This is a genomic window from Streptomyces sp. FXJ1.172 (assembly GCF_001636945.3).
In the GTDB taxonomy this organism is placed as follows: domain Bacteria; phylum Actinomycetota; class Actinomycetes; order Streptomycetales; family Streptomycetaceae; genus Streptomyces.
Genome location: NZ_CP119133.2, coordinates 4,877,853 through 4,896,799, shown reverse-complemented (window position 1 = coordinate 4,896,799; position 18,947 = coordinate 4,877,853). Strand labels below are relative to the sequence as shown.

The 18,947-nt window shown below is 69.0% G+C and carries 12 protein-coding genes; 9 read left to right on the top strand and 3 right to left on the bottom strand.

Annotated features, from left to right (window positions below; translation table 11 throughout):
• Positions 1-81: 81 nt before the first annotated feature.
• Complete coding sequence (locus A6P39_RS21765) at positions 82-1,626, bottom strand: glycosyltransferase family 87 protein (RefSeq protein WP_199841057.1); 1,545 nt, start codon at positions 1,624-1,626, stop codon at positions 82-84.
• A gap of 128 nt (positions 1,627-1,754) precedes the next feature.
• The gene (locus tag A6P39_RS21760; RefSeq protein ID WP_067056771.1) at positions 1,755-4,028 is read right to left on the bottom strand and encodes a transglycosylase domain-containing protein; all 2,274 of its coding nucleotides are present in this window, start codon (positions 4,026-4,028) and stop codon (positions 1,755-1,757) included.
• A gap of 786 nt (positions 4,029-4,814) precedes the next feature.
• Between A6P39_RS21760 and A6P39_RS21755 the strand changes: the two genes are divergently transcribed.
• The 4 genes from A6P39_RS21755 to A6P39_RS21740 all read left to right on the top strand — a co-directional run bounded on the left by A6P39_RS21755 (position 4,815) and on the right by A6P39_RS21740 (position 8,638).
• Positions 4,815-5,498: a PadR family transcriptional regulator gene (locus tag A6P39_RS21755; protein ID WP_067056775.1), complete on the top strand. Its 684-nt coding sequence runs from the start codon at positions 4,815-4,817 to the stop codon at positions 5,496-5,498.
• Between the two features lie 43 nt (positions 5,499-5,541).
• Positions 5,542-6,624: an inositol-3-phosphate synthase gene (locus tag A6P39_RS21750; protein ID WP_067056778.1), complete on the top strand. Its 1,083-nt coding sequence runs from the start codon at positions 5,542-5,544 to the stop codon at positions 6,622-6,624.
• A gap of 132 nt (positions 6,625-6,756) precedes the next feature.
• Entirely contained in the window at positions 6,757-8,019 is a 1,263-nt protein-coding gene (locus A6P39_RS21745) for an MFS transporter (RefSeq protein ID WP_067056781.1), read from the top strand.
• A 124-nt stretch (positions 8,020-8,143) separates the two neighbouring features.
• Positions 8,144-8,638: an LppU/SCO3897 family protein gene (locus tag A6P39_RS21740; protein ID WP_067056784.1), complete on the top strand. Its 495-nt coding sequence runs from the start codon at positions 8,144-8,146 to the stop codon at positions 8,636-8,638.
• Between the two features lie 109 nt (positions 8,639-8,747).
• On the opposite strand, the gene A6P39_RS21735 is transcribed toward A6P39_RS21740, so the two are convergent.
• Positions 8,748-10,190 (bottom strand): CCA tRNA nucleotidyltransferase, encoded by a 1,443-nt coding sequence (locus A6P39_RS21735; protein ID WP_067056786.1) that lies wholly within the window; start codon positions 10,188-10,190, stop codon positions 8,748-8,750.
• Between the two features lie 295 nt (positions 10,191-10,485).
• Here A6P39_RS21735 and A6P39_RS21730 point away from each other — a divergent pair, with 295 nt between their 5' ends.
• The 5 genes from A6P39_RS21730 to A6P39_RS21710 all read left to right on the top strand — a co-directional run bounded on the left by A6P39_RS21730 (position 10,486) and on the right by A6P39_RS21710 (position 18,827).
• Positions 10,486-12,870 (top strand): DUF6049 family protein, encoded by a 2,385-nt coding sequence (locus A6P39_RS21730; protein ID WP_067056789.1) that lies wholly within the window; start codon positions 10,486-10,488, stop codon positions 12,868-12,870.
• A gap of 45 nt (positions 12,871-12,915) precedes the next feature.
• Entirely contained in the window at positions 12,916-15,318 is a 2,403-nt protein-coding gene (gene murJ / locus A6P39_RS21725; RefSeq protein WP_067056792.1) for a murein biosynthesis integral membrane protein MurJ, read from the top strand.
• Positions 15,319-15,436: 118 nt separating this feature from the next.
• A complete protein-coding gene (locus A6P39_RS21720) occupies positions 15,437-17,158 on the top strand; it encodes a protein kinase family protein (RefSeq protein ID WP_067056795.1) in 1,722 nt (573 codons plus the stop codon).
• Between the two features lie 26 nt (positions 17,159-17,184).
• The gene (gene sigM / locus A6P39_RS21715) at positions 17,185-17,922 is read left to right on the top strand and encodes an RNA polymerase sigma factor SigM (RefSeq protein WP_067056798.1); all 738 of its coding nucleotides are present in this window, start codon (positions 17,185-17,187) and stop codon (positions 17,920-17,922) included.
• Positions 17,919-18,827, top strand: coding sequence for an anti-sigma factor family protein (locus A6P39_RS21710; RefSeq protein ID WP_067056801.1), 909 nt, complete (start codon positions 17,919-17,921; stop codon positions 18,825-18,827). Before sigM ends, A6P39_RS21710 begins: the two co-directional genes overlap by 4 nt.
• The last annotated feature ends 120 nt before the right edge of the window (positions 18,828-18,947 follow it).

Here is an 18,947-nt window from a genome sequence, read left to right as displayed (position 1 = left end):
GGAACAACGAAAGGGCCGTACACGCGAGGTGCGTGTACGGCCTTCTTCCTGCTCTTTCGCCAGGGGCGGTCGGTCGTTCGCTCAGAGCGAACGGCTCTCCGAGGAGGGCGGCAGCTGCCTGCCCCAGTCCACCTGAGGCCCCTCGAAGTGGGCCGCGTGCCGGGGCGGATGAGCCGCCGCACCGAGTACGAAAACGTCCTCCGCGCCGTCGAGCACCCCGCCCGAGGGGTCGTCGTCACCGGACCGGCGCACCACATCCCGCTCCGGCATGAGGATGTCGCGTACGACGACGGCACACAGGTACAGCGTGCCCGCCAGGTGCATCACGATCGACCAGTGATAGCCGGTCGTCGGCAGCCCCTTGTGGGCGTCTCCGCTGGTCGTGTACGCGAGGTACATCCAGATGCCCATGAAGTAGGCCAGCTCGCACGCCTGCCAGATCAGGAAGTCGCGCCACTTGGGCCGGGCGAGGACCGCAAGCGGCACCAGCCACAGGACGTACTGCGGGGAGTAGACCTTGTTGGTGAGGATGAAGGCCGCCACCACCAGGAAGGCCAGTTGGGCGAAGCGGGGCCGGCGCGGGGCGATGAACGTCAGCGCGGCGATGCCGAGGCAGCACAGCAGGACCAGCACCGTGGCGGCGGTGTTCACGAAGCCGGTCGACGGCGGGTTGCTGGAGTTCTGCGCCCAGATCAGCCAGAAGGAGCCGAAGTCGACGCCCCGGTCGTGGCTGAACGTATAGAACTTCGACCAGCCCTGGAAGGCGAACATCATCACCGGCAGGTTGACCACGACCCAGGCCAGCACCGTACTGATCGTGGCCTGGACGAACTCCCGCCACTTTCCGGCCCGCCAGCACAGCACCAGCAGGGGGCCGAGCAGGAACACGGGATAGAGCTTGGCGGCCGTGGCGAGGCCCAGGAGGACACCGAAGGCGATGGGACGGCTCCGGGCCCACATCAGCATGGCGGCCGCCATGAGCGCCACGGCCAGCAGGTCCCAGTTGACGGTCGCGGTCAGCATGACGGCGGGCGCCAGAGCGACGAGTAGGCCGTCCCAGGGGCGCCGGCGGTGGGTGCGGGCCACGCAGACGGCGATGATGACCGCGCACACGAGCAGCATGGCCGCGTTGACGAACCAGTACCACTGCTCCTGGTACTGGATCGTGCCGCTGTGCGGAGTCAGCCAGGAGGCCACCTCCATGAACACGCCAGTCAGCACCGGGTATTCGAGGTAGCCCATGCCGCCGGACATGTCGTCCGGGAGCTTGTCGAAGTACGGCACGAGATGGTCGGCGAAACCGCGCCCCTGGTAGAGGTGCGGGATGTCCGAGTAGCAGGCCTTGGTGTACTGGGAGCTGGCGCCGAAGAACCAGGCGCTGTGGTAGCACGGCGCCTTCTGGACCAGGCCGAGGGCGAACATGCCGATCGTCACGAGCACGACGATCCGTACGGGGGTCCACCAGGAGGTCCCGAGCAGGGCACGCCGCCCCAGGGGACCGCCGATCAGCTCACTGCCGGCCGCGGCGACCTCGTCCTCCCTGGTCGGCTGCACCGGCTCTGCCACCGCGGACCGCACGGGCTCGGGCTCGTGCACGCTCGCGGGCGTCTTCTCTGCACTGGGCATGGGGCACATCCTGCCGTACCTGTCTAGGAAAAAGCCGAGGGCCGCCACACCTCCTGGGTGCGGCGGCCCATGTTTCACGTGAAACACCCGCGGTGGGTGATAGGACCACCAACCGGCAGGCCCGGCTGCTAGCCGGTCGGCCCGGCGAAGATGCCTCCGTTGCCGTTCCCTCGCGAATTGCCGTTACCGGTCGTATCCGTGGGAGTCGGTGTCGGAGAGGTTCCTCCGGTGGTGCCACCCGTGTCCGTACCACCGTTGCCATTGCCGTTGCCGTTGCAGTTGTTGCCCCAGCTCCACTGGCAGGTGTCGCTCGCCGTCGGGGACGGGGACGTGTTCGTCGCGCTCGGCGTCGGGCTCGGCGACTGGGTCGCCGTCTGGCTCGGCGTGATGGTCGGGGTCGGGGTGGGGGTGGGAGCACCCGCCTCGTCCTGGATCTTGCCGATCTCTGTGGCGCTCGGGAAGCCGGGGTCGTTGGCGTTCTTCAGTGCGGCCTTCATGTACTCGGTCCACACCGACGTCGGGATGTCACCACCGTGGATCGACTCCACGCCGGCCGTGCCGTTCATGGACAGCAGCTCGTGGTCCTTGGGGTTCTCACGGAACATCGCCACCGAGGTGGACAGCTGCTGGGTGTAGCCGACGAACCAGGCCGACTTGTTGCTGTCGGTGGTACCGGTCTTGCCCGCCGCCGTACGGCCCAGGGCCTTGGCGTTCTGACCCGTACCGTTCTGGATCACGTTCTGCAGCACGTCCGTGACGTTGTTCGCCACGTTGTCGGGCATCGCCGAGCTGATCTTCGGCTTGGTGAAGCCGGGCAGCTCCTGACCGTCCTTCTTCACCGAGGTCACCGAGTACGGGTCCGTGTGCTGACCGGACGCGGCGAAGGTCGAGTACGCGTCGGCCATACGGATCGCGCTCGGGGTCGAGGTACCGATGGCGAAGGACGGGTTCAGGGTCGAGAAGCTGTCGTCGAGGATCCCGGACGCCTTGGCGACGTCCCGGACCTTCGTCAGCCCCACATCCACACCGAGCTGCACGAACGGTGTGTTGATGGACTGCTCCATCGCCTTGCGCAGGGTGATGTAGCCCCACTTGTAGTTGCTCTCGTTGTTCTGGAAGAAGTACGAGTTGTCCTTGTTGAGATAGTACGACCCGTCAGGCTTGGTCACCTTGAGGTGATCGTTGCCGTTGTACTTGCTCAGCGGGGAGATGCCCTGCGGCTCGGTCTTGTAGGTCCCGTACTCCATCGCCGCGGCGAGGACGAACGGCTTCCACGTCGAACCGACCGGGACACCAGAGGTGTCGGCGTTGTTCGTGAAGTGGCCGTTCTCGTATCCGTCACCGCCGTACAGAGCGACGATCGCGCCGTCCTTGGGCACCACCGAGGCCGCACCGAACTGGACGTACTTGTCCAGCTCACGGTGTTTCGGATCGAGGCGTTCCTTCTGGACCTTCTTCACGGCCGCGGCCAGCTCGTTGACCTTGTCCTTCTTGAAGGTCGTCCTGATCTGGTAGCCGCCCTGGTCGAACTGCGCCTCGGTGATGTCGGAGTGCGCGAGGACGTACTTCTTCGCCGTGTCCACCAGGTAGCTGATCTGGCCGGTCATGCCCCGGGTCGCCTTGCGGCCGTCTGGCACGGGGTACTTCGCGATGGCGGTCCGGTACTGGTCGTCGGTGAGGTGATGGTCGTCGTGCATCTGCCCGAGGATCCACTTCCACCGCGCCTGCGACCGTGCCGTGTTCGCCTTCTGGGTCGCCGACGGGTCGAGGTCCGCGTTGCCGGCCGGGTCGAAGTACGTCGGGCCCTTGAGCAGCGCCGCGAGAACCGCGCACTGGCTCGGCTGGAGGTCCACCGCGTTCTTGCCGTAGTACGTCTGCGCCGCCGCCTGGATGCCATAGGCACCGCGACCGAAGTACGAGGTGTTCAGGTAACCCTGGAGGATCTGCTTCTTGTCGAGCTTCGTCCCCACCTTGATGGAGATGAACATCTCCTTGAACTTACGGGTGAGGGTCTGCTGCTGGCTCAGGTAGGTGTTCTTCACGAACTGCTGGGTGATCGTCGAACCACCCTGCGTCTGGCCGCCCCGCGCCATGTTGACCACGGCGCGCAGGAGCCCCTGGGGGTCGACACCCGAGTCCTGGTAGAAGCTCTTGTTCTCGGCCGAGATCACGGCCCACTGCATCGCCTCGGGGATCTGGTCGATGCTGACGTTCTGGCGGTTGACGCCGGTGCCCGTGGCCACCATCTGGCTGCCGTCGGCCCAGTAGTAGACGTTGTTCTGGGACTTGGCCGCGTCGTTCTCGCTGGGGATCGAGACCATCGCGTAGCCGACGCCGACCAGCGCGACCAGGCTGCCGACGAAGCCGAGGAACAGCCCGGTGACGAGCTTCCAGGAGGGCATCCAGCGGCGCCAGCCGTATTTGCCGGACCGGGGGTAGTCGATGAACCTCTTCTTGCCAGGCGCGGTCGTCGCGCGGCCTCTGCCGCGCCCGGGACCGCTCGGACCACCCGGGCCGCCGCGCCGGCCACCCGGACCTGTGTTGTCGGCGCCTCTGCGGCGGCTGCCTCTCTGCGCCGCCCGGCGGGCCTCGGCACGGCCGCCGTAGGGGCGCTCCTCACCTCCCGGACCGTTGTCCGACCCATAGGAACTGGACCCATAGGAGTCGGCAGGGGACCCGGTGTCGCCTCGCGGTGTCGCTCGGCGGCCGGAGGACGAGCCGGACTGACCACGTCGGGCCGCGGCACGTCCGCCTTCCTGCGGCTGCGGCGGTTTGCGACGGTGCTCGCTCATCGAACGATTACTCCTCGGGCAGGCGCACCCGTGCGCGCCTGGAACGGCGGCTGGTTTCCGGTCCCCCCGGAGTACGGATGTGGTCGGTCCTGCATTCACCCGTACTGCACCGGGGACGATGACGCTCCCCAGACGTCACGCGGTTCCCGGTGATGTGCATGCCGCACAGACTACGCATCGCCAAAACCCGCCGAGCCCTGAAGTTCACCCCAAAACAGGCAACTTGCATCGTACGAATCGTCGATGTGATCCCGTTCACCGTCGTCCCCCTTGTCGCCAGGGGTAGGCCGTTCTATCGTCGAGATGTATCGAGTCGATACATCAGCGCGAGATAAATACGCTGAGAGGCACTGTAGAGACCCGCGGGAGCATCTGCGGGACCGAGAGGAGGCGACGATGAGCCGACGTTCCGGCATCCTCGAGTTCGCCGTGCTCGGCCTGCTGCGCGAGTCCCCGATGCACGGCTATGAGCTGCGCAAACGCCTCAACACGTCCCTGGGGGTGTTCCGTGCGTTCAGCTACGGGACCCTGTATCCCTGCCTCAAGACGCTGGTCGCCAACGGCTGGTTGATCGAGGAACCGGGCAACACCCATGAGGACGCCCTCGCCGCTCCGCTCGCCGGCCGCCGCGCCAAGATCGTCTATCGGTTGACGGCGGAGGGGAAGGAGCACTTCGAGGAGCTGCTCTCGCAGACCGGGCCCGACGCCTACGAGGACGAGCACTTCGCCGCGCGGTTCGCCTTTTTCGGGCAGACGTCACGCGATGTACGTATGCGCGTGCTGGAGGGCCGGCGCAGCCGCCTGGAGGAGCGCCTGGAGAAGATGCGCACCTCTCTGGGGCGCACGCGAGAGCGCCTCGACGACTACACACTCGAGCTCCAGCGCCACGGGATGGAGTCCGTGGAGCGCGAAGTGCGCTGGCTGAACGAGCTCATCGAGAGCGAGCGGGCCGGGCGGGACCTGAGGGGTACCGCATCCGGGGAGTCCGCTCAGCAGGACACCACCACTGGATCGACGGGCGGCCTGCCCCGTCCCGGGGAGACCCCCCGGACGGATACGCCCGGCGACACCGCCACGTGAGTCCCACTCGGGGCCTCACTCGTACACACAGGGAGCAACCGGAATGGGTTCGGTTCGCGTAGCCGTCGTCGGCGTGGGCAACTGCGCCGCGTCGCTGGTGCAGGGAGTCGAGTACTACAAGGACGCCGACGCGGCGTCCAAGGTCCCCGGCTTGATGCACGTGCAGTTCGGTGACTACCACGTGCGCGACATCGAGTTCGTCGCCGCCTTCGACGTCGACGCCAAGAAGGTCGGCCTCGACCTCGCGGACGCGATCGGCGCCTCCGAGAACAACACCATCAAGATCTGCGACGTGCCCACCTCCGGTGTCACCGTCCAGCGCGGCCACACCCTCGACGGCCTCGGCAAGTACTACCGCCAGACCATCGAGGAGTCCGAGGCCGAGCCGGTCGACGTCGTCCAGGTCCTGAAGGACAAGCAGGTCGACGTCCTGGTCTGCTACCTGCCCGTGGGCTCCGAGGACGCGGCGAAGTTCTACGCCCAGTGCGCCATCGACGCCAAGGTCGCCTTCGTCAACGCCCTCCCGGTCTTCATCGCCGGCACCAAGGAGTGGGCGGACAAGTTCACCGAGGCGGGCGTCCCGATCGTCGGTGACGACATCAAGTCCCAGGTCGGCGCCACCATCACGCACCGCGTCATGGCGAAGCTGTTCGAGGACCGCGGTGTCATCCTGGACCGCACGATGCAGCTGAACGTCGGCGGCAACATGGACTTCAAGAACATGCTCGAGCGCGAGCGCCTGGAGTCCAAGAAGATCTCGAAGACGCAGGCCGTCACCTCCCAGATCCCCGACCGGGACCTCGGCGAGAAGAACGTCCACATCGGCCCGTCCGACTACGTCGCCTGGCTGGACGACCGCAAGTGGGCCTACGTCCGCCTCGAGGGCCGCGCCTTCGGTGACGTCCCGCTGAACCTGGAGTACAAGCTCGAGGTCTGGGACTCCCCGAACTCCGCGGGTGTCATCATCGACGCCCTGCGCGCCGCGAAGATCGCCAAGGACCGCGGCATCGGCGGCCCGATCCTGTCGGCGTCCTCGTACTTCATGAAGTCCCCGCCGGTCCAGTACTTCGACGACGAGGCCCGCGAGAACGTCGAGAAGTTCATCCGCGGTGAGGTCGAGCGCTAGCTCGACACAGCGCGGCGCGCTAGCTCGACACAGCGCGGCGCGCCGGCTCGCACGCAAGCGCTCCTGCCAGGGCTGTGAAGGTCCCCGGGTTTCCCGACCCGGGGACCTTCCGCATATGTGAGGCTGTGCAGCATGCCCGTCGTGCGTGACCTGCGCGTCCTGCTGCGTTTTCGGTACTTCCGACGTCTGCTGTACGTCCGCCTGTTGTCCCAGGGCGCCGACGGCGTCTACCAGATCGCGCTCGCCGCGTACGTCGTGTTCTCCCCGGAGAAACAGACCTCGGCCACGGCGATCGCCTCGGCGATGGCTGTGCTGCTGCTCCCCTACTCTGTGGTCGGCCCCTTCGCGGGCGTCCTGCTGGACCGCTGGCGGCGCCGGCAGGTCTTCCTCTACGGCAACCTGCTGCGCGCTCTGATGGCGTCGGCGACGGCCGTGCTGATCATCGCCCACGTCCCGGACTGGCTCTTCTACGTCTCGGCGCTGTGCGTGACCGCCGTCAACCGTTTCGTCCTCGCGGGCCTGTCCGCCGCGTTGCCGCGCGTTGTCGACCATGAGCGCCTCGTGATGGCCAACTCCCTCTCGCCGACCGCCGGTACGCTCGCCGCGACGGCGGGCGGCGGCCTCGCCTTCGTCGTGCGACTGGTGGTTGCGGACTCCGACGCCGCGGTGGTGCTGCTGGGAGCCCTGCTGTACCTGTGCGCGGCGCTCGCGTCCCTGAGCCTCGCGCCCGGGCAGCTGGGGCCGGACCCCGAGTTGGTCCAGCCCCATCTGGCGACGGCGCTCGCCGGCACCGCCCGCGACCTGGTGGCGGCCGCACGTCACCTCGCCGCACCGCCACGCCGGGAGGCAGCCTGGGCGCTCGCCGCGATGACGCTGCTGCGGTTCTGCTACGGCGCCCTGCTGGTCATGCTGCTGATGCTGTGCCGCTACGCCTTCGCCTCGACCCCGGATGCCGGACTGCGGCTGCTGGGGCTGGCATTGGGCACGTCGGCCGCCGGCTTCTTCGCGGCGGCCGTGGTGACGCCCTGGGCTGCGGGACGGCTCGGCCCAGGACGCTGGATCGCCGTGTGCGCCGCGGCGGCCGCGGTCCTGGAACTCTCCCTCGGCCTCCCATTCGCCGTCGGCCCCATGCTGGTCGCGACCTTCGTGCTGGGCCTGACCACACAGGGCGCGAAGATCGCGACCGACACGGTCGTGCAGTCCTCGGTGGACGACGGCTTCCGCGGGCGCGTCTTCTCCGTCTACGACGTCCTGTTCAACGTCGCCTTCGTCGGTGCCGCCGCGGTGGCCGCCCTGATGCTGCCACCGGACGGCCGCTCGGCGACGCTGGTCATCACGGTCGCTGTGATCTACGGAGCGGTTGCTGGCGCTATGGGCCGCTTTGAACTCCGCTGAGTGTCACATCAGAGCCACAGAGTCCCCCTGGACTACAGGAGTGTCAGTGGAGCCCGGTAACTTACGTGCGTCTTACGCGCCACTTATGTGCGCTGCTCACCAACTCTCCTAGGGGGACCCTCAAGTGACGACTCCGCCGCCCCAGGGCCAGAACCCATTTGCACAGGGCCAGCAGGCGTACGGCCAGCCCCAGGCCCCGTACCCTCCGCAGGGCGGCTACCCGCAGCAGCCGGGTCAGCCCGGGTTCCCCCAGCCGGGCGCGGCACCGTATGCACCGGTGCCTCCTCAGCAGCCGAAGCGCGGCTTCAGGCAGCACCTGCGCAAGGCCGGCATCGTCGTCGGCCTCATCGTCATAGCGGGCGGCTGGTACTTCCACAACAGCGACGACACCACGAAGCTGGCTGTCGGCGACTGCCTGACGAACAAGGGGAGTAGCAGTTCCCCGGACATCCAGCAGCTGGACTGCAGCAACCCGAAGGCGGACTACAAGGTGCTCAAGAAGGACGGCGGCACCAGCCTGTCCCAGCTCGCCTGCCAGTCGGTCCAGGGAACGACCGCGGCCATCGAGTGGAAGGAAGGCAGCGACTCCTTCGTCCTCTGCCTGGGAGACAACAAGTAGCACTCGAATGTGCGGCGGGGCGGTGTTTCACGTGAAACACCGCCCCTCGGCGTCCACGGCCTGGACGGGATGTTTCACGTGAAACATCACCGTTCCGGCGCCCCAGAGATCAGCTCTGCTCGGCCCACCACTCCTTGAGCGCCGCCACCGCCGCGTCGTGCTCCATCGGGCCGTTGTCCAGACGCAGCTCCAGCAAGTGCTTGTACGCCTTGCCGACGGCCGGACCGGGACCGAGGCCCAGGATCTCCATGATCTGGTTGCCGTCCAGGTCCGGGCGGATGGCGTCCAGCTCCTCCTGCTTCTGAAGCTCGGCGATGCGCTGCTCCAGGCCGTCATAGGTCCGGGACAGCGCGGCCGCCTTCCGCTTATTGCGGGTGGTGCAGTCCGAGCGGGTCAGCTTGTGAAGGCGGTCCAGCAGCGGACCTCCATCACGGACGTAGCGGCGGACCGCTGAGTCCGTCCACTCCCCGGTGCCGTAGCCGTGGAAGCGCAAGTGCAGCTCGACCAGCCGCGAGACGTCCTTCACCAGCTCATTGGAGTACTTCAGGGCGGTCATGCGCTTCTTGGTCATCTTGGCGCCGACCACCTCGTGGTGGTGGAACGAGACCCGGCCGTCCTTCTCGAAGCGGCGCGTGCGCGGCTTGCCGATGTCATGCAGCAGCGCGGCGAGCCGGAGCGTGAGGTCGGGACCGTCCTGCTCCAGCATGATCGCCTGCTCCAGGACGATCAGTGTGTGCTCGTAGACATCCTTGTGCCGGTGGTGCTCGTCCCGCTCCAGACGCAGCGCCGGCAGCTCGGGCAGCACATGGTCGGCGAGCCCGGTATCGACGAGCAAGGACAGCCCCTTGCGCGGGTGCGCGGAGAGGATCAGCTTGTTCAGCTCGTCCCGGACCCGCTCGGCCGAGACGATCTCGATACGCCCGGCCATGTCCGTCATCGCGGTGACGACCTCGGGGGCGACCACGAAGTCCAGCTGGGCCGCGAACCGGGCGGCCCGCATCATCCGCAGCGGATCGTCCGAGAACGACTCCTCCGGCGTGCCCGGGGTCCGCAGCACCCGGGCCGCGAGGTCCTCCAGACCACCGTGCGGGTCGATGAACTCCTTCTGAGGCAGCGCCACGGCCATCGCGTTGACCGTGAAGTCCCGGCGGACCAGGTCCTCCTCGATGGAGTCGCCGTACGACACCTCGGGCTTGCGCGAGGTGCGGTCGTACGCCTCCGACCGGTAGGTGGTGATCTCGATCTGGTAGCCATCCTTGTGCGCGCCGACGGTGCCGAAGGCGATCCCCACTTCCCAGACCGCGTCCGCCCAGGTCCGGACGATCTTCAGTACGTCCTCGGGGCGAGCGTCGGTGGTGAAGTCCAGGTCGTTGCCGAGCCGGCCGAGCAGCGCGTCGCGCACCGATCCGCCGACCAGGGCGAGGGAGAACCCGGCCTCCTGGAATCGGCGGGCGAGATCGTCGGCGACCGGGGCCACCCGCAGCAGCTCGGCGACCGCGCGCTGCTGCGCCTGGCTCAGGGCAGAGGGAGTGTCTTCGTTGGGGTTCGGCACAACAGAAGAGGGTACGTGCCCCGGCGGCCAGGGTGTCCTTCATTTCATCGAGGGGCGGCCCGGTGAAGGTCGCGGGTGGGCCGGTGAAAGAGGTCGTGGACAGGTATCGGCATACCCACGCAAGAACTGCTCTTGCGGCGTACGGAGCTCTCCCCTCGATACTGGATATAGAGGACAGGTCGCCGCAGTTCTTCGATCTTGTGACGGAGACCGCGGCACTTACCCTCAGCGCGCCTCGTTACCATGCGTGGACGCACATTCCGACGACCACTGACGACGAGGGACGGGCGAGCGCGTGGCCGAGGCGGCTGACTTCCAGGCAACCAGTGCCTCCCCTGCCCGCCGCTGGCTGCGGCGCACCGGAGCGCTGCTCGCCGGGGCGCCCCTGCTGGCTGCTCTGCTGCAGCTGCCCGCCGCGGCGCCCGCCCAGGCCGACTCCTCCGACCCGGTGTCCGTGGCCCTGGACTCCCTCACCCCCAATGCCCCCACTGACGGCGACACGCTGACCGTGTCCGGCACGGTGACCAACAACGGCAAGCAGGCCGTCACCGGCGCCCACGTGGGCCTGCGAGTGGGCCCCCCGCTGGACACCCGCTCGGCGATCGACGCCGTGGCCCAGCACTCCGACGATGTGCAGGGCGACTCCGGCACCGAGGTCGGCGGCAAGTACGTCGAGAAGTTCGCCACGCTGGCCCCGGGCGTCGCGGAGCACTTCAGCATCTCGGTCCCCATGGACAAGCTCGACCTCGGCGATGCAGGCGTCTACGAGTTCGGGGTCGCGCTGTCCGGCCAGACCTCGGCCCAGCCCTGGGACCAGGTGCTCGGCATCCAGCGGACGTTCCTGCCGTATCAGCCGTCGGACGCCGACACCAAGACGAAGACGACGTTCCTGTGGCCGCTGATCTCCACGGTCCACATGACGGCCAAGACGGGAGCCGGTGAGCTGCAGACGCCGGTGTTCCACAACGACGACCTGGCCAAGGAGCTGGCGCCGGGCGGGCGGCTGGCGCAGATGGTCGATCTGGGCAAGGACCTGGACGTCACCTGGGTGATCGACCCGGACCTGCTGGCCTCGGTGGACGCGATGGCCACCGGCAACTACCGGCTCCCGGGAGACAACGGCACCACCACGCCCGGCCCCAAGGATCATCAGGCGATCGCCAAGCAGTGGCTGGCGGACCTGCAGGACGCGGTGGCGGGCAAGGAGGTCGTCGCGCTGCCCTTCGGCGACCCGGACCTGGCGTCCCTCGCGCACAACGGCACCAGCGTCACCGGCTCGCTCAGCCACCTCAAGGACGCCACCGACGTCGCCGCCACCACCGTCAAGACCGTGCTCCATGTCACACCGAGCACGGACTTCGCCTGGCCGGTGGACGGCGCCGTGGACCCGTCGATCATGAAGGTCGCGACCTCCGCCGGAGCCGACCGTGTGATCGCCGGCAGCGACAGCCTCCAGGAGACCGCCGGGCTGCCGTACACGCCCTCCGCCGCCCGGCCGGTCGGCGGCGGCACCACGGCGGTGGTCTCCGACGCCCGGCTCTCCACGGCCTTCGAAGGCGATCTGACCAAGGCGGACTCGACGACGCTGGCCGTGCAGGAGTTCCTGGCGCAGAGCCTCGAGGTGAACGCGCAGACGGACAAGCAGCGCAGCATCGTCATCGCCCCCCAGCGCATGCCCACCGCGAGCCAGGCCCAGGCGATGGCCGCGGCGCTGAAGGCGCTCGAGGGTGCGAACTGGTCCCAGTCCCAGGACCTCACCTCGGCGGCCAAGGACAAGCCCGACCCGAACGCCACCACGCAGATCCCGTCGTCGCAGGCTTACCCCTCCTCGCTGCGCCGGCAGGAACTGCCGACGACGGCGTTCGAGCAGATCGCGCGCACCCAGGACAAGCTCGACAACTTCCAGGTCATCCTCACCGACCGCTCCCGTGTGGTCACGCCGTTCGGGCGGGCCATAAACCGCGAGATGTCCACGTCCTGGCGCGGCAGGAGCGGGGATGCGGAGAGCTATCGCAACGGCGTGGAGGCATGGCTCGACGAGCTGTCCGCCCAGGTCAAGCTGATCGACAAGTCGGAGACCAAGCTCTCCGGCCGCAGCGCCACGATCCCGGTGACCGTCCAGAACAATCTCGTCCAGCCCGCCGGCCACCTGATCCTGCGCCTGACCTCGACCATGCCGACCCGTCTGAAGATCGGCGGCAAGGCCTACTCCGAGCAGCCCGTGTCCGTCTCCGGCGGGCACAGCCAGTCCGTGAAGTTCGCCACCTCGGCCAACGCCAACGGCCGGGTCACGGTCGTCGCCCAGCTGTACACCGAGGACGGCCAGGAGTACGGCGACGCCGTCAGCTTCGATGTGAAGGTCACCGAGGTCACGCCCACCGTGATGCTGGTCATCGGCGGCGGCGTGCTCCTCCTCGTCCTCGCCGGCTTCCGGATGTACACCCAGCGCAAGCGCGCGGCCGCCCGTCAGGCCGAGGGGAACGGCCCGGACACGGCGGGGGAGGACGGCGCCGACGAGCCCGGGAACCCCGACGCACCCGCGGATCGTCTCCCGCGGGAACCGGAGGAATCCGATTCCCGCACCGGGGCAGACGACCCGCAGCAGCCGAGTGACCCTGCGCCGGACACCGCACCGGAAAACGCCGACCCGTCCGGGACGGGTGAGAGAGTGGACCGTTGAGCGATGTCATGGCCGGTGGGCCAGGGACGATGAGGTGGGGTAAGCATGAACGCGCCGTACGACGGTGATCGCGGCCAGGGCGCGGCCGGCTCGGGCTACCCCGAGACGCCGCCGGAGCCCGGTCAGGTACCGCCGCAGCCCGCGGCGGACATGTACCTCCAGGACGCCTACGACCAGGACCCCTACCGGGCACACGACCTCGCCGCCCAGGACCCGGTCGCCGAGGCGCTCTACGACCGTGCCGCGCACCCGCCGCCCCCTCCCGGCAGCTACGACCAGCAGCAGCCGCTGTACGCGCCGCCCGCCCAGTCCCCCTACGCCCCCGACCCGCGGGTGTGGGCGCAGACACCGGCACCGGAGCCGGAGGGCGCGAACCCGTACCTGCCCTACGGCGACAACCCGCGCACGACCCAGTTCGTGGGCGTGGACGACCTGGTCACGCACTCCGGCGAGGAGTACCACGAGCCGGACGCCTTCGCGCACCTCTTCAAGGACCAGCAGCAGGGCGGCGGGCACGCTCCGGCGGATCCCTCGTCCTTCCCCGGGCCGGCCGCCGCTCAGGGCGGCTACGGTCCGGCAGGGCAGTACCCGCCGGCATACGGCCAGGGCCCGCAGCAGGGCACCCCGTACCCCGGGGCGTATCCGGGCGCGCCCGGCAACCCGGCACAGTCGCCGGTGCCCACCCCGGCCGTGGCGCCGGATCCCGCCGTGCCGCACGGCTCCGCGGGGCCCGAAGCAGCAGCAGCCCCTGTCGCGCCCGCTGCTTCCGCCACGCCCGCCACCTCCGCCGCGCCCTCCGCCGCGCCCGCGAAGAAGGGCGGCAAGGCGGCCAACCTGCTCCAGTCCAGCGCCGTGATGGCGGCGGGCACGATGGTCTCCCGCCTCACCGGCTTCGTCCGCTCCGCGCTGATCGTCTCGGCGCTCGGCCTCGGCTTCCTCGGCGACTCCTTCCAGGTCGCCTACCAGCTGCCGACAATGATCTACATCCTCACCGTCGGCGGCGGTCTGAACTCCGTCTTCGTGCCGCAGCTGGTGCGGGCGATGAAGGAGGACGACGACGGCGGCGAGTCCTTCGCCAACCGGCTGCTGACCCTGGTGATGGTGGCGCTTGCCGCGCTGACCGGACTCGCGATGTTCGCGGCACCGCTGCTGGTGCGCCTGCTGTCCAACCCGGTCGCCTCCAACCCGGCGGCCAACGACGTCGCCGTCACCTTCACCCGCTACTTCCTGCCCTCGATCTTCTTCATGGGCATCCATGTGGTGATGGGCCAGATCCTCAACGCGCGCGGCAAGTTCGGCGCGATGATGTGGACCCCGGTGCTGAACAACATCGTCATCATCGTGACGCTCGGCATGTTCATCTGGGTCTACGGCACCGCCGCGAACTCCCACATGACCGTCACGAACATCCCGCCCGCGGGTCAGCGCCTGCTCGGGATCGGCGTGCTGCTCGGTCTGGTCGTCCAGGCGCTGGCGATGATCCCGTACCTGCGCGAGACGGGTTTCCGGATCCGGCTGCGGTTCGACTGGCGGGGCCACGGCCTCGGCAAGGCGGCGATGCTCGCCAAGTGGACGGTCCTGTTCGTCCTGGCCAACCAGGCCGGCGCCATGATCGTCACCCAGCTGTCCACGGCGGCCGGCAAGGACTCCGACGTCGCCGGCACCGGTTTCGCCGCCTATGCCAACGCGCAGCTGATCTGGGGTCTGCCGCAGGCCATCATCACGGTGTCCCTGATGGCCGCCCTGCTGCCGCGCATCTCGCGCTCGGCCGCCGAGGGCGACGTGGGCGCGGTCCGCGACGACATCTCCCAGGGCCTGCGGACCACCGCCGTCGCCATCGTCCCGATCGCCTTCGGCTTCCTCTCGCTCGGCATCCCGATGTGCACGCTGATCTTCGGCTCCTCGGGCACCGGCGAGGCCACCAACATGGGCTACATGCTGATGGCCTTCGGCCTCGGCCTGATCCCGTACTCGGTGCAGTACGTCGTCCTGCGCGCCTTCTACGCCTACGAGGACACCCGCACCCCCTTCTACAACACGGTCATCGTGGCCGTCGTCAACGCGGGCGCCTCGGCGCTCTGCTACTTCGCGCTGCCCGCCCGCTGGGCGGTCGCCGGCATGGCCGCCGCGTACGGGCTCGCCTACGCGATCGGTGTGGGCGTCGCCTGGCGCAGGCTGCGCAAGCGCCTGGGCGGCGACCTGGACGGTGCCCGGGTGCTGCGGACGTACGCGCGGCTGTGCATCGCCTCCGTACCGGCGGCCCTGCTCAGCGGCGCGGCCTGCTACGGCATCGGGCACAGTCTCGGTCAGGGCGTCATCGGCTCCTTCGCCGCGCTGCTCGTCGGTGGTGCCGTTCTGCTCGGCATTTTCTTCGTCGCCGCCCGGCGGATGCGCATCGAGGAACTCAACTCGCTCGTGGGCATGGTCCGCGGACGTCTGGGCCGCTGAGGCGGGGGTAGGCGCACAACCATCGTCCGCCGCTGTGTGTCGTGCATAGCGCCGGACTGTGGGCACAATTGGTTTCGGCGTCGGACAGCGTGCAACAGATGGGGAGGCAGGGACGACGGTGGCGGAACGGAGCACGGCTGCCGTCGACGTGGCAGACAACAGCGGTGAACAGCCGCTGACCGCCAAGGCGGACCAGTCCACGGCCGACGGGGTGGCCAAGAACCCGGAGCGGGACAAGGACAGCGACAAGGCGCAGGGGAGCAGCGGAATCGACGGTCCCGGAGAGAAGACCTCGCCTCCCGAACTGCACAGCGGTCACAAGCTCGCCAGACGCTACCGACTGGAGGAGTGCGTCACCCGTCTGGACGGATTCAGCAGTTGGCGTGCGGTCGACGAGAAACTCCGCCGCGCTGTCGGCGTCCACATCCTGCCCGCGGACCATACGCGCGCCCGATCCGTACTGGCTGCCGCCCGCTCCTCCGCACTGCTCGGCGACCCGCGCTTCGTCCAGGTGCTGGACGCCGTCGAGGAGAACGACCTCGTCTACGTCGTGCACGAATGGCTGCCCGACGCCACCGAGCTGACCGCGCTCCTCGCGGCCACACCGCTGGAGCCGCACGACGCCTACCAGATGGTCAGTCAGGTCGCCTCCGCCATGGCTGCCGCGCACCGCGAAGGCCTCGCCCATCTGCGGCTGAACCCCAACGCCGTCCTGCGTACCTCGACCGGCCAGTGGCGCATCCGGGGCCTCGCCGTGAACGCCGCGCTGCGCGGCATCAGCTCAGACACCCCGCAGCGCACCGACACCGAGGCGATCGGAGCACTGCTGTACGCGGCGCTGACCCAGCGCTGGCCGTACGAGAGCGACGCGTACGGCCTGTCCGGCCTCCCCAAGGGTGTCGGCCTCATCGCGCCCGACCAGGTGCGCGCCGGTGTCCACCGGGGCCTGTCCGAGCTGGCCATGCGCGCGCTCGCCAACGACGGGGCCACCGCGTCCCGTCACGAGTCTGCGTGCACCACGCCCGAGGAGCTGGTGAAGGCGATCGGCGAGATGCCTCGCATCCGCCCGCCGGAGCCGGCGTTCACGGCCCCGCCGGAGTACCAGCGCACGACCTACCAGCAGGGCACCTACGGCCGTCAGGCGCCGCGTCCCGGCGCCACCCAGCCGATCGCACCCCCGCCGCCCCCGCTGCAGAGCCGCACCGGCAAGGCCCTCAAGTGGGGCGTGTCGGCACTCCTCATCGCCGCCCTCGGTCTGGGCAGCTGGCAGCTGGCGGACGCTCTGATGGACCAGGGCGGCAAGTCCGGCGGCACCAACAAGAGCCAGCAGACGGACGACGGCGTCGAGGGTGCCTCGAAGCCCAAGTCGGCACCGATAAAGATCCAGGGCGGCCAGGAGTACATCGCCAAGGGCGATGCCCAGCACCCGGGCGACGTCCCCAAGACCTACGACGGCAACACCTCCACGTACTGGCGGACCAAGAGCTTCAACGAAGGCCCGCCGATCGCCCCGTTCAAGCCGGGCGTCGGGATCGTCTACGATCTCGGCTCGGCCAAGAGTGTCAGCACGGCCACCATCGACATGCGCTACGCCGGCGACCACACGACGGTCGAGCTGTACGCGGCCGACTCGCTGACACCGGGGTCGCTGGACTCCCTGCAGCAGATCGGCAAGGTCACCACCACGGACAAGACCGCTACCGTGAAGGTCACCAAGTCGATGAAGACGCGCTACGTCCTCGTCTGGCTGACGGCTGTGCCCTACTCGGGGTATGACTCCGAGCTGTATTCGGGCGCCGGCTACAAGCAGGCCATCGGCGAAGTGCAGTTCACGGGCTGACGCCTGACTCGGACCGGAGGGGGCAGATGGCGGAGGGCGCCGGATACGACGGGGTGAGCGACAAGGACCTGCTCACCCGCCACGTGGAAGGCGACCACGAGGCCTTCGGCGAGATCGTGCGGCGGCACCGGGATCGGCTCTGGGCGGTCGCGCTGCGGACGCTGGGGGACCGCGAGGAGGCCGCCGACGCGGTTCAGGACGCCTTGGTGTCGGCCTACCGGGCTGCCCATACCTTCCGGGGCCAGTCGGCCGTCACGACATGGCTGCACCGGATCACGGTGAACGCCTGCCTGGACCGTGCCCGCAAGGCCGCCTCCCGGAAGACGGCTCCCGTCGACGACACCGAGCGGCTCGAGCAGCTGCTGGAGCCGCACGAGTCGGCCTCGGCGCCGGCCGAGCGGAACGATGTCCACCGCCAGTTGCTCGAGGCACTCGGCACCCTTCCGCATGATCAGCGGGCCGCCCTGGTCCTGGTGGACATGCAGGGGTATCCCGTGGCCGAGGCCGCCCGGATCCTCGACGTGCCCACGGGGACCGTGAAGAGCCGGTGCGCCCGGGGCAGAGCAAGACTCCTGCCGTTGCTCACCCATCTACGGCCCGAAGGCGGTGGAGGCGGGGACAGGGGCGGGAAAGAACCCGGGCCGGGACGGAACCGGGTGCAGGGGACATCCGTCACACCGGCAACGGGGCCTGAGAGCGAGTGCCCCACGGACACCGGACCGAGCGATTCAGCCGTAGTGAAGGGCGGAGGTGGGCGAGCGTGACTTCCACGACCGACACGGCCGGGCACCCGGACGTCGCGGAGATCTCCGACCTCACCGAAGGCCTTCTCCCTCAGGACCGCAGCGCCGTCATACGGCGCCATCTGGATACGTGTGAGCCGTGCGCGGACGTCCATGCCTCGCTGGAGGAGATCCGCGGGCTGCTGGAGTCCACGCCGGAAGTGGAGCCCATGCCGGCCGATGTGGCCGCCCGGATCGACGCCGCCCTCGCCGCCGAGGCACTCCTCAGCGCCCCCGGAACGCTCAGCGCCTCCAGGGCAGACACCGAGGGGCATGTTTCACGTGAAACATCGCTCCCGGCCGATCGCCCTGCCGGACGCCCGCAGGCGACGACCGGACCGGGACGGAAGAAGAGCGGGCGCGGTCGGCGCCGCAGGTCCTTGGTCCTCGGGACGGTGCTGACTGCCGCCGTCCTGGGAGCGGGCTCCCTGGTGATCCAGTCGCTGACCGGCGGAACATCCTCCTCGACAGCGCACAGCACGCCGAGCCCGTCCATGAGCGCCTTCTCGGGCGCCAGTGTCCAGAACCAGGTGCACGATCTGCTCGCCTCCTCGAGGAAGGCACCGCAGCGGGGCTACGAAAGTCAGCACCAGCAGTCCGGGGTCACCGGCGAGCAGAGCACCCCGAAGAGCACCGAGAGCGCGAACACCCTGCTTCAGACGGAGATCCCTGTCCCCGACTGTGTCAGGCGGGCGGTCCCCCGGAGCGATCAGGCCCTGGCAGCGAAGACCGGCACCTACGGCGGGAAGAGCGCCTACCTGGTCGTTCTTCCGGACCCTCACGACAGCACACGCGTCACGGCCTACATCGTCGACGCGGCCTGCATCAGTCGGCAGCCCGGCACGGCCGGGACCGTGCTCCTGCAGCACTCCTTCGCCCGGCACTGAGTCTGCTGGGGCGGTCCGTCAGCCACCCCCTCCCGGTATGCGTGTGCCCCGACACACCGGGAATGCGCGCCCCGTAGGATCCGTTGGGTGGGGTGAGAGTTCCGAAAGGTACTCCCACCG

Bases quoted from the DNA above. Each gene is read 5' to 3' on its own strand.
- A6P39_RS21750 (WP_067056778.1), top strand. From the start codon at position 5,542: ATGGGTTCGGTTCGCGTAGCCGTCGTCGGCGTGGGCAACTGCGCCGCG.
- A6P39_RS21745 (WP_067056781.1), top strand. From the start codon at position 6,757: ATGCCCGTCGTGCGTGACCTGCGCGTCCTGCTGCGTTTTCGGTACTTC.
- A6P39_RS21760 (WP_067056771.1), bottom strand. From the start codon at position 4,028: ATGCCCTCCTGGAAGCTCGTCACCGGGCTGTTCCTCGGCTTCGTCGGC.
- A6P39_RS21755 (WP_067056775.1), top strand. From the start codon at position 4,815: ATGAGCCGACGTTCCGGCATCCTCGAGTTCGCCGTGCTCGGCCTGCTG.
- A6P39_RS21765 (WP_199841057.1), bottom strand. From the start codon at position 1,626: ATGCCCAGTGCAGAGAAGACGCCCGCGAGCGTGCACGAGCCCGAGCCC.
- murJ (WP_067056792.1), top strand. From the start codon at position 12,916: ATGAACGCGCCGTACGACGGTGATCGCGGCCAGGGCGCGGCCGGCTCG.
- sigM (WP_067056798.1), top strand. From the start codon at position 17,185: ATGGCGGAGGGCGCCGGATACGACGGGGTGAGCGACAAGGACCTGCTC.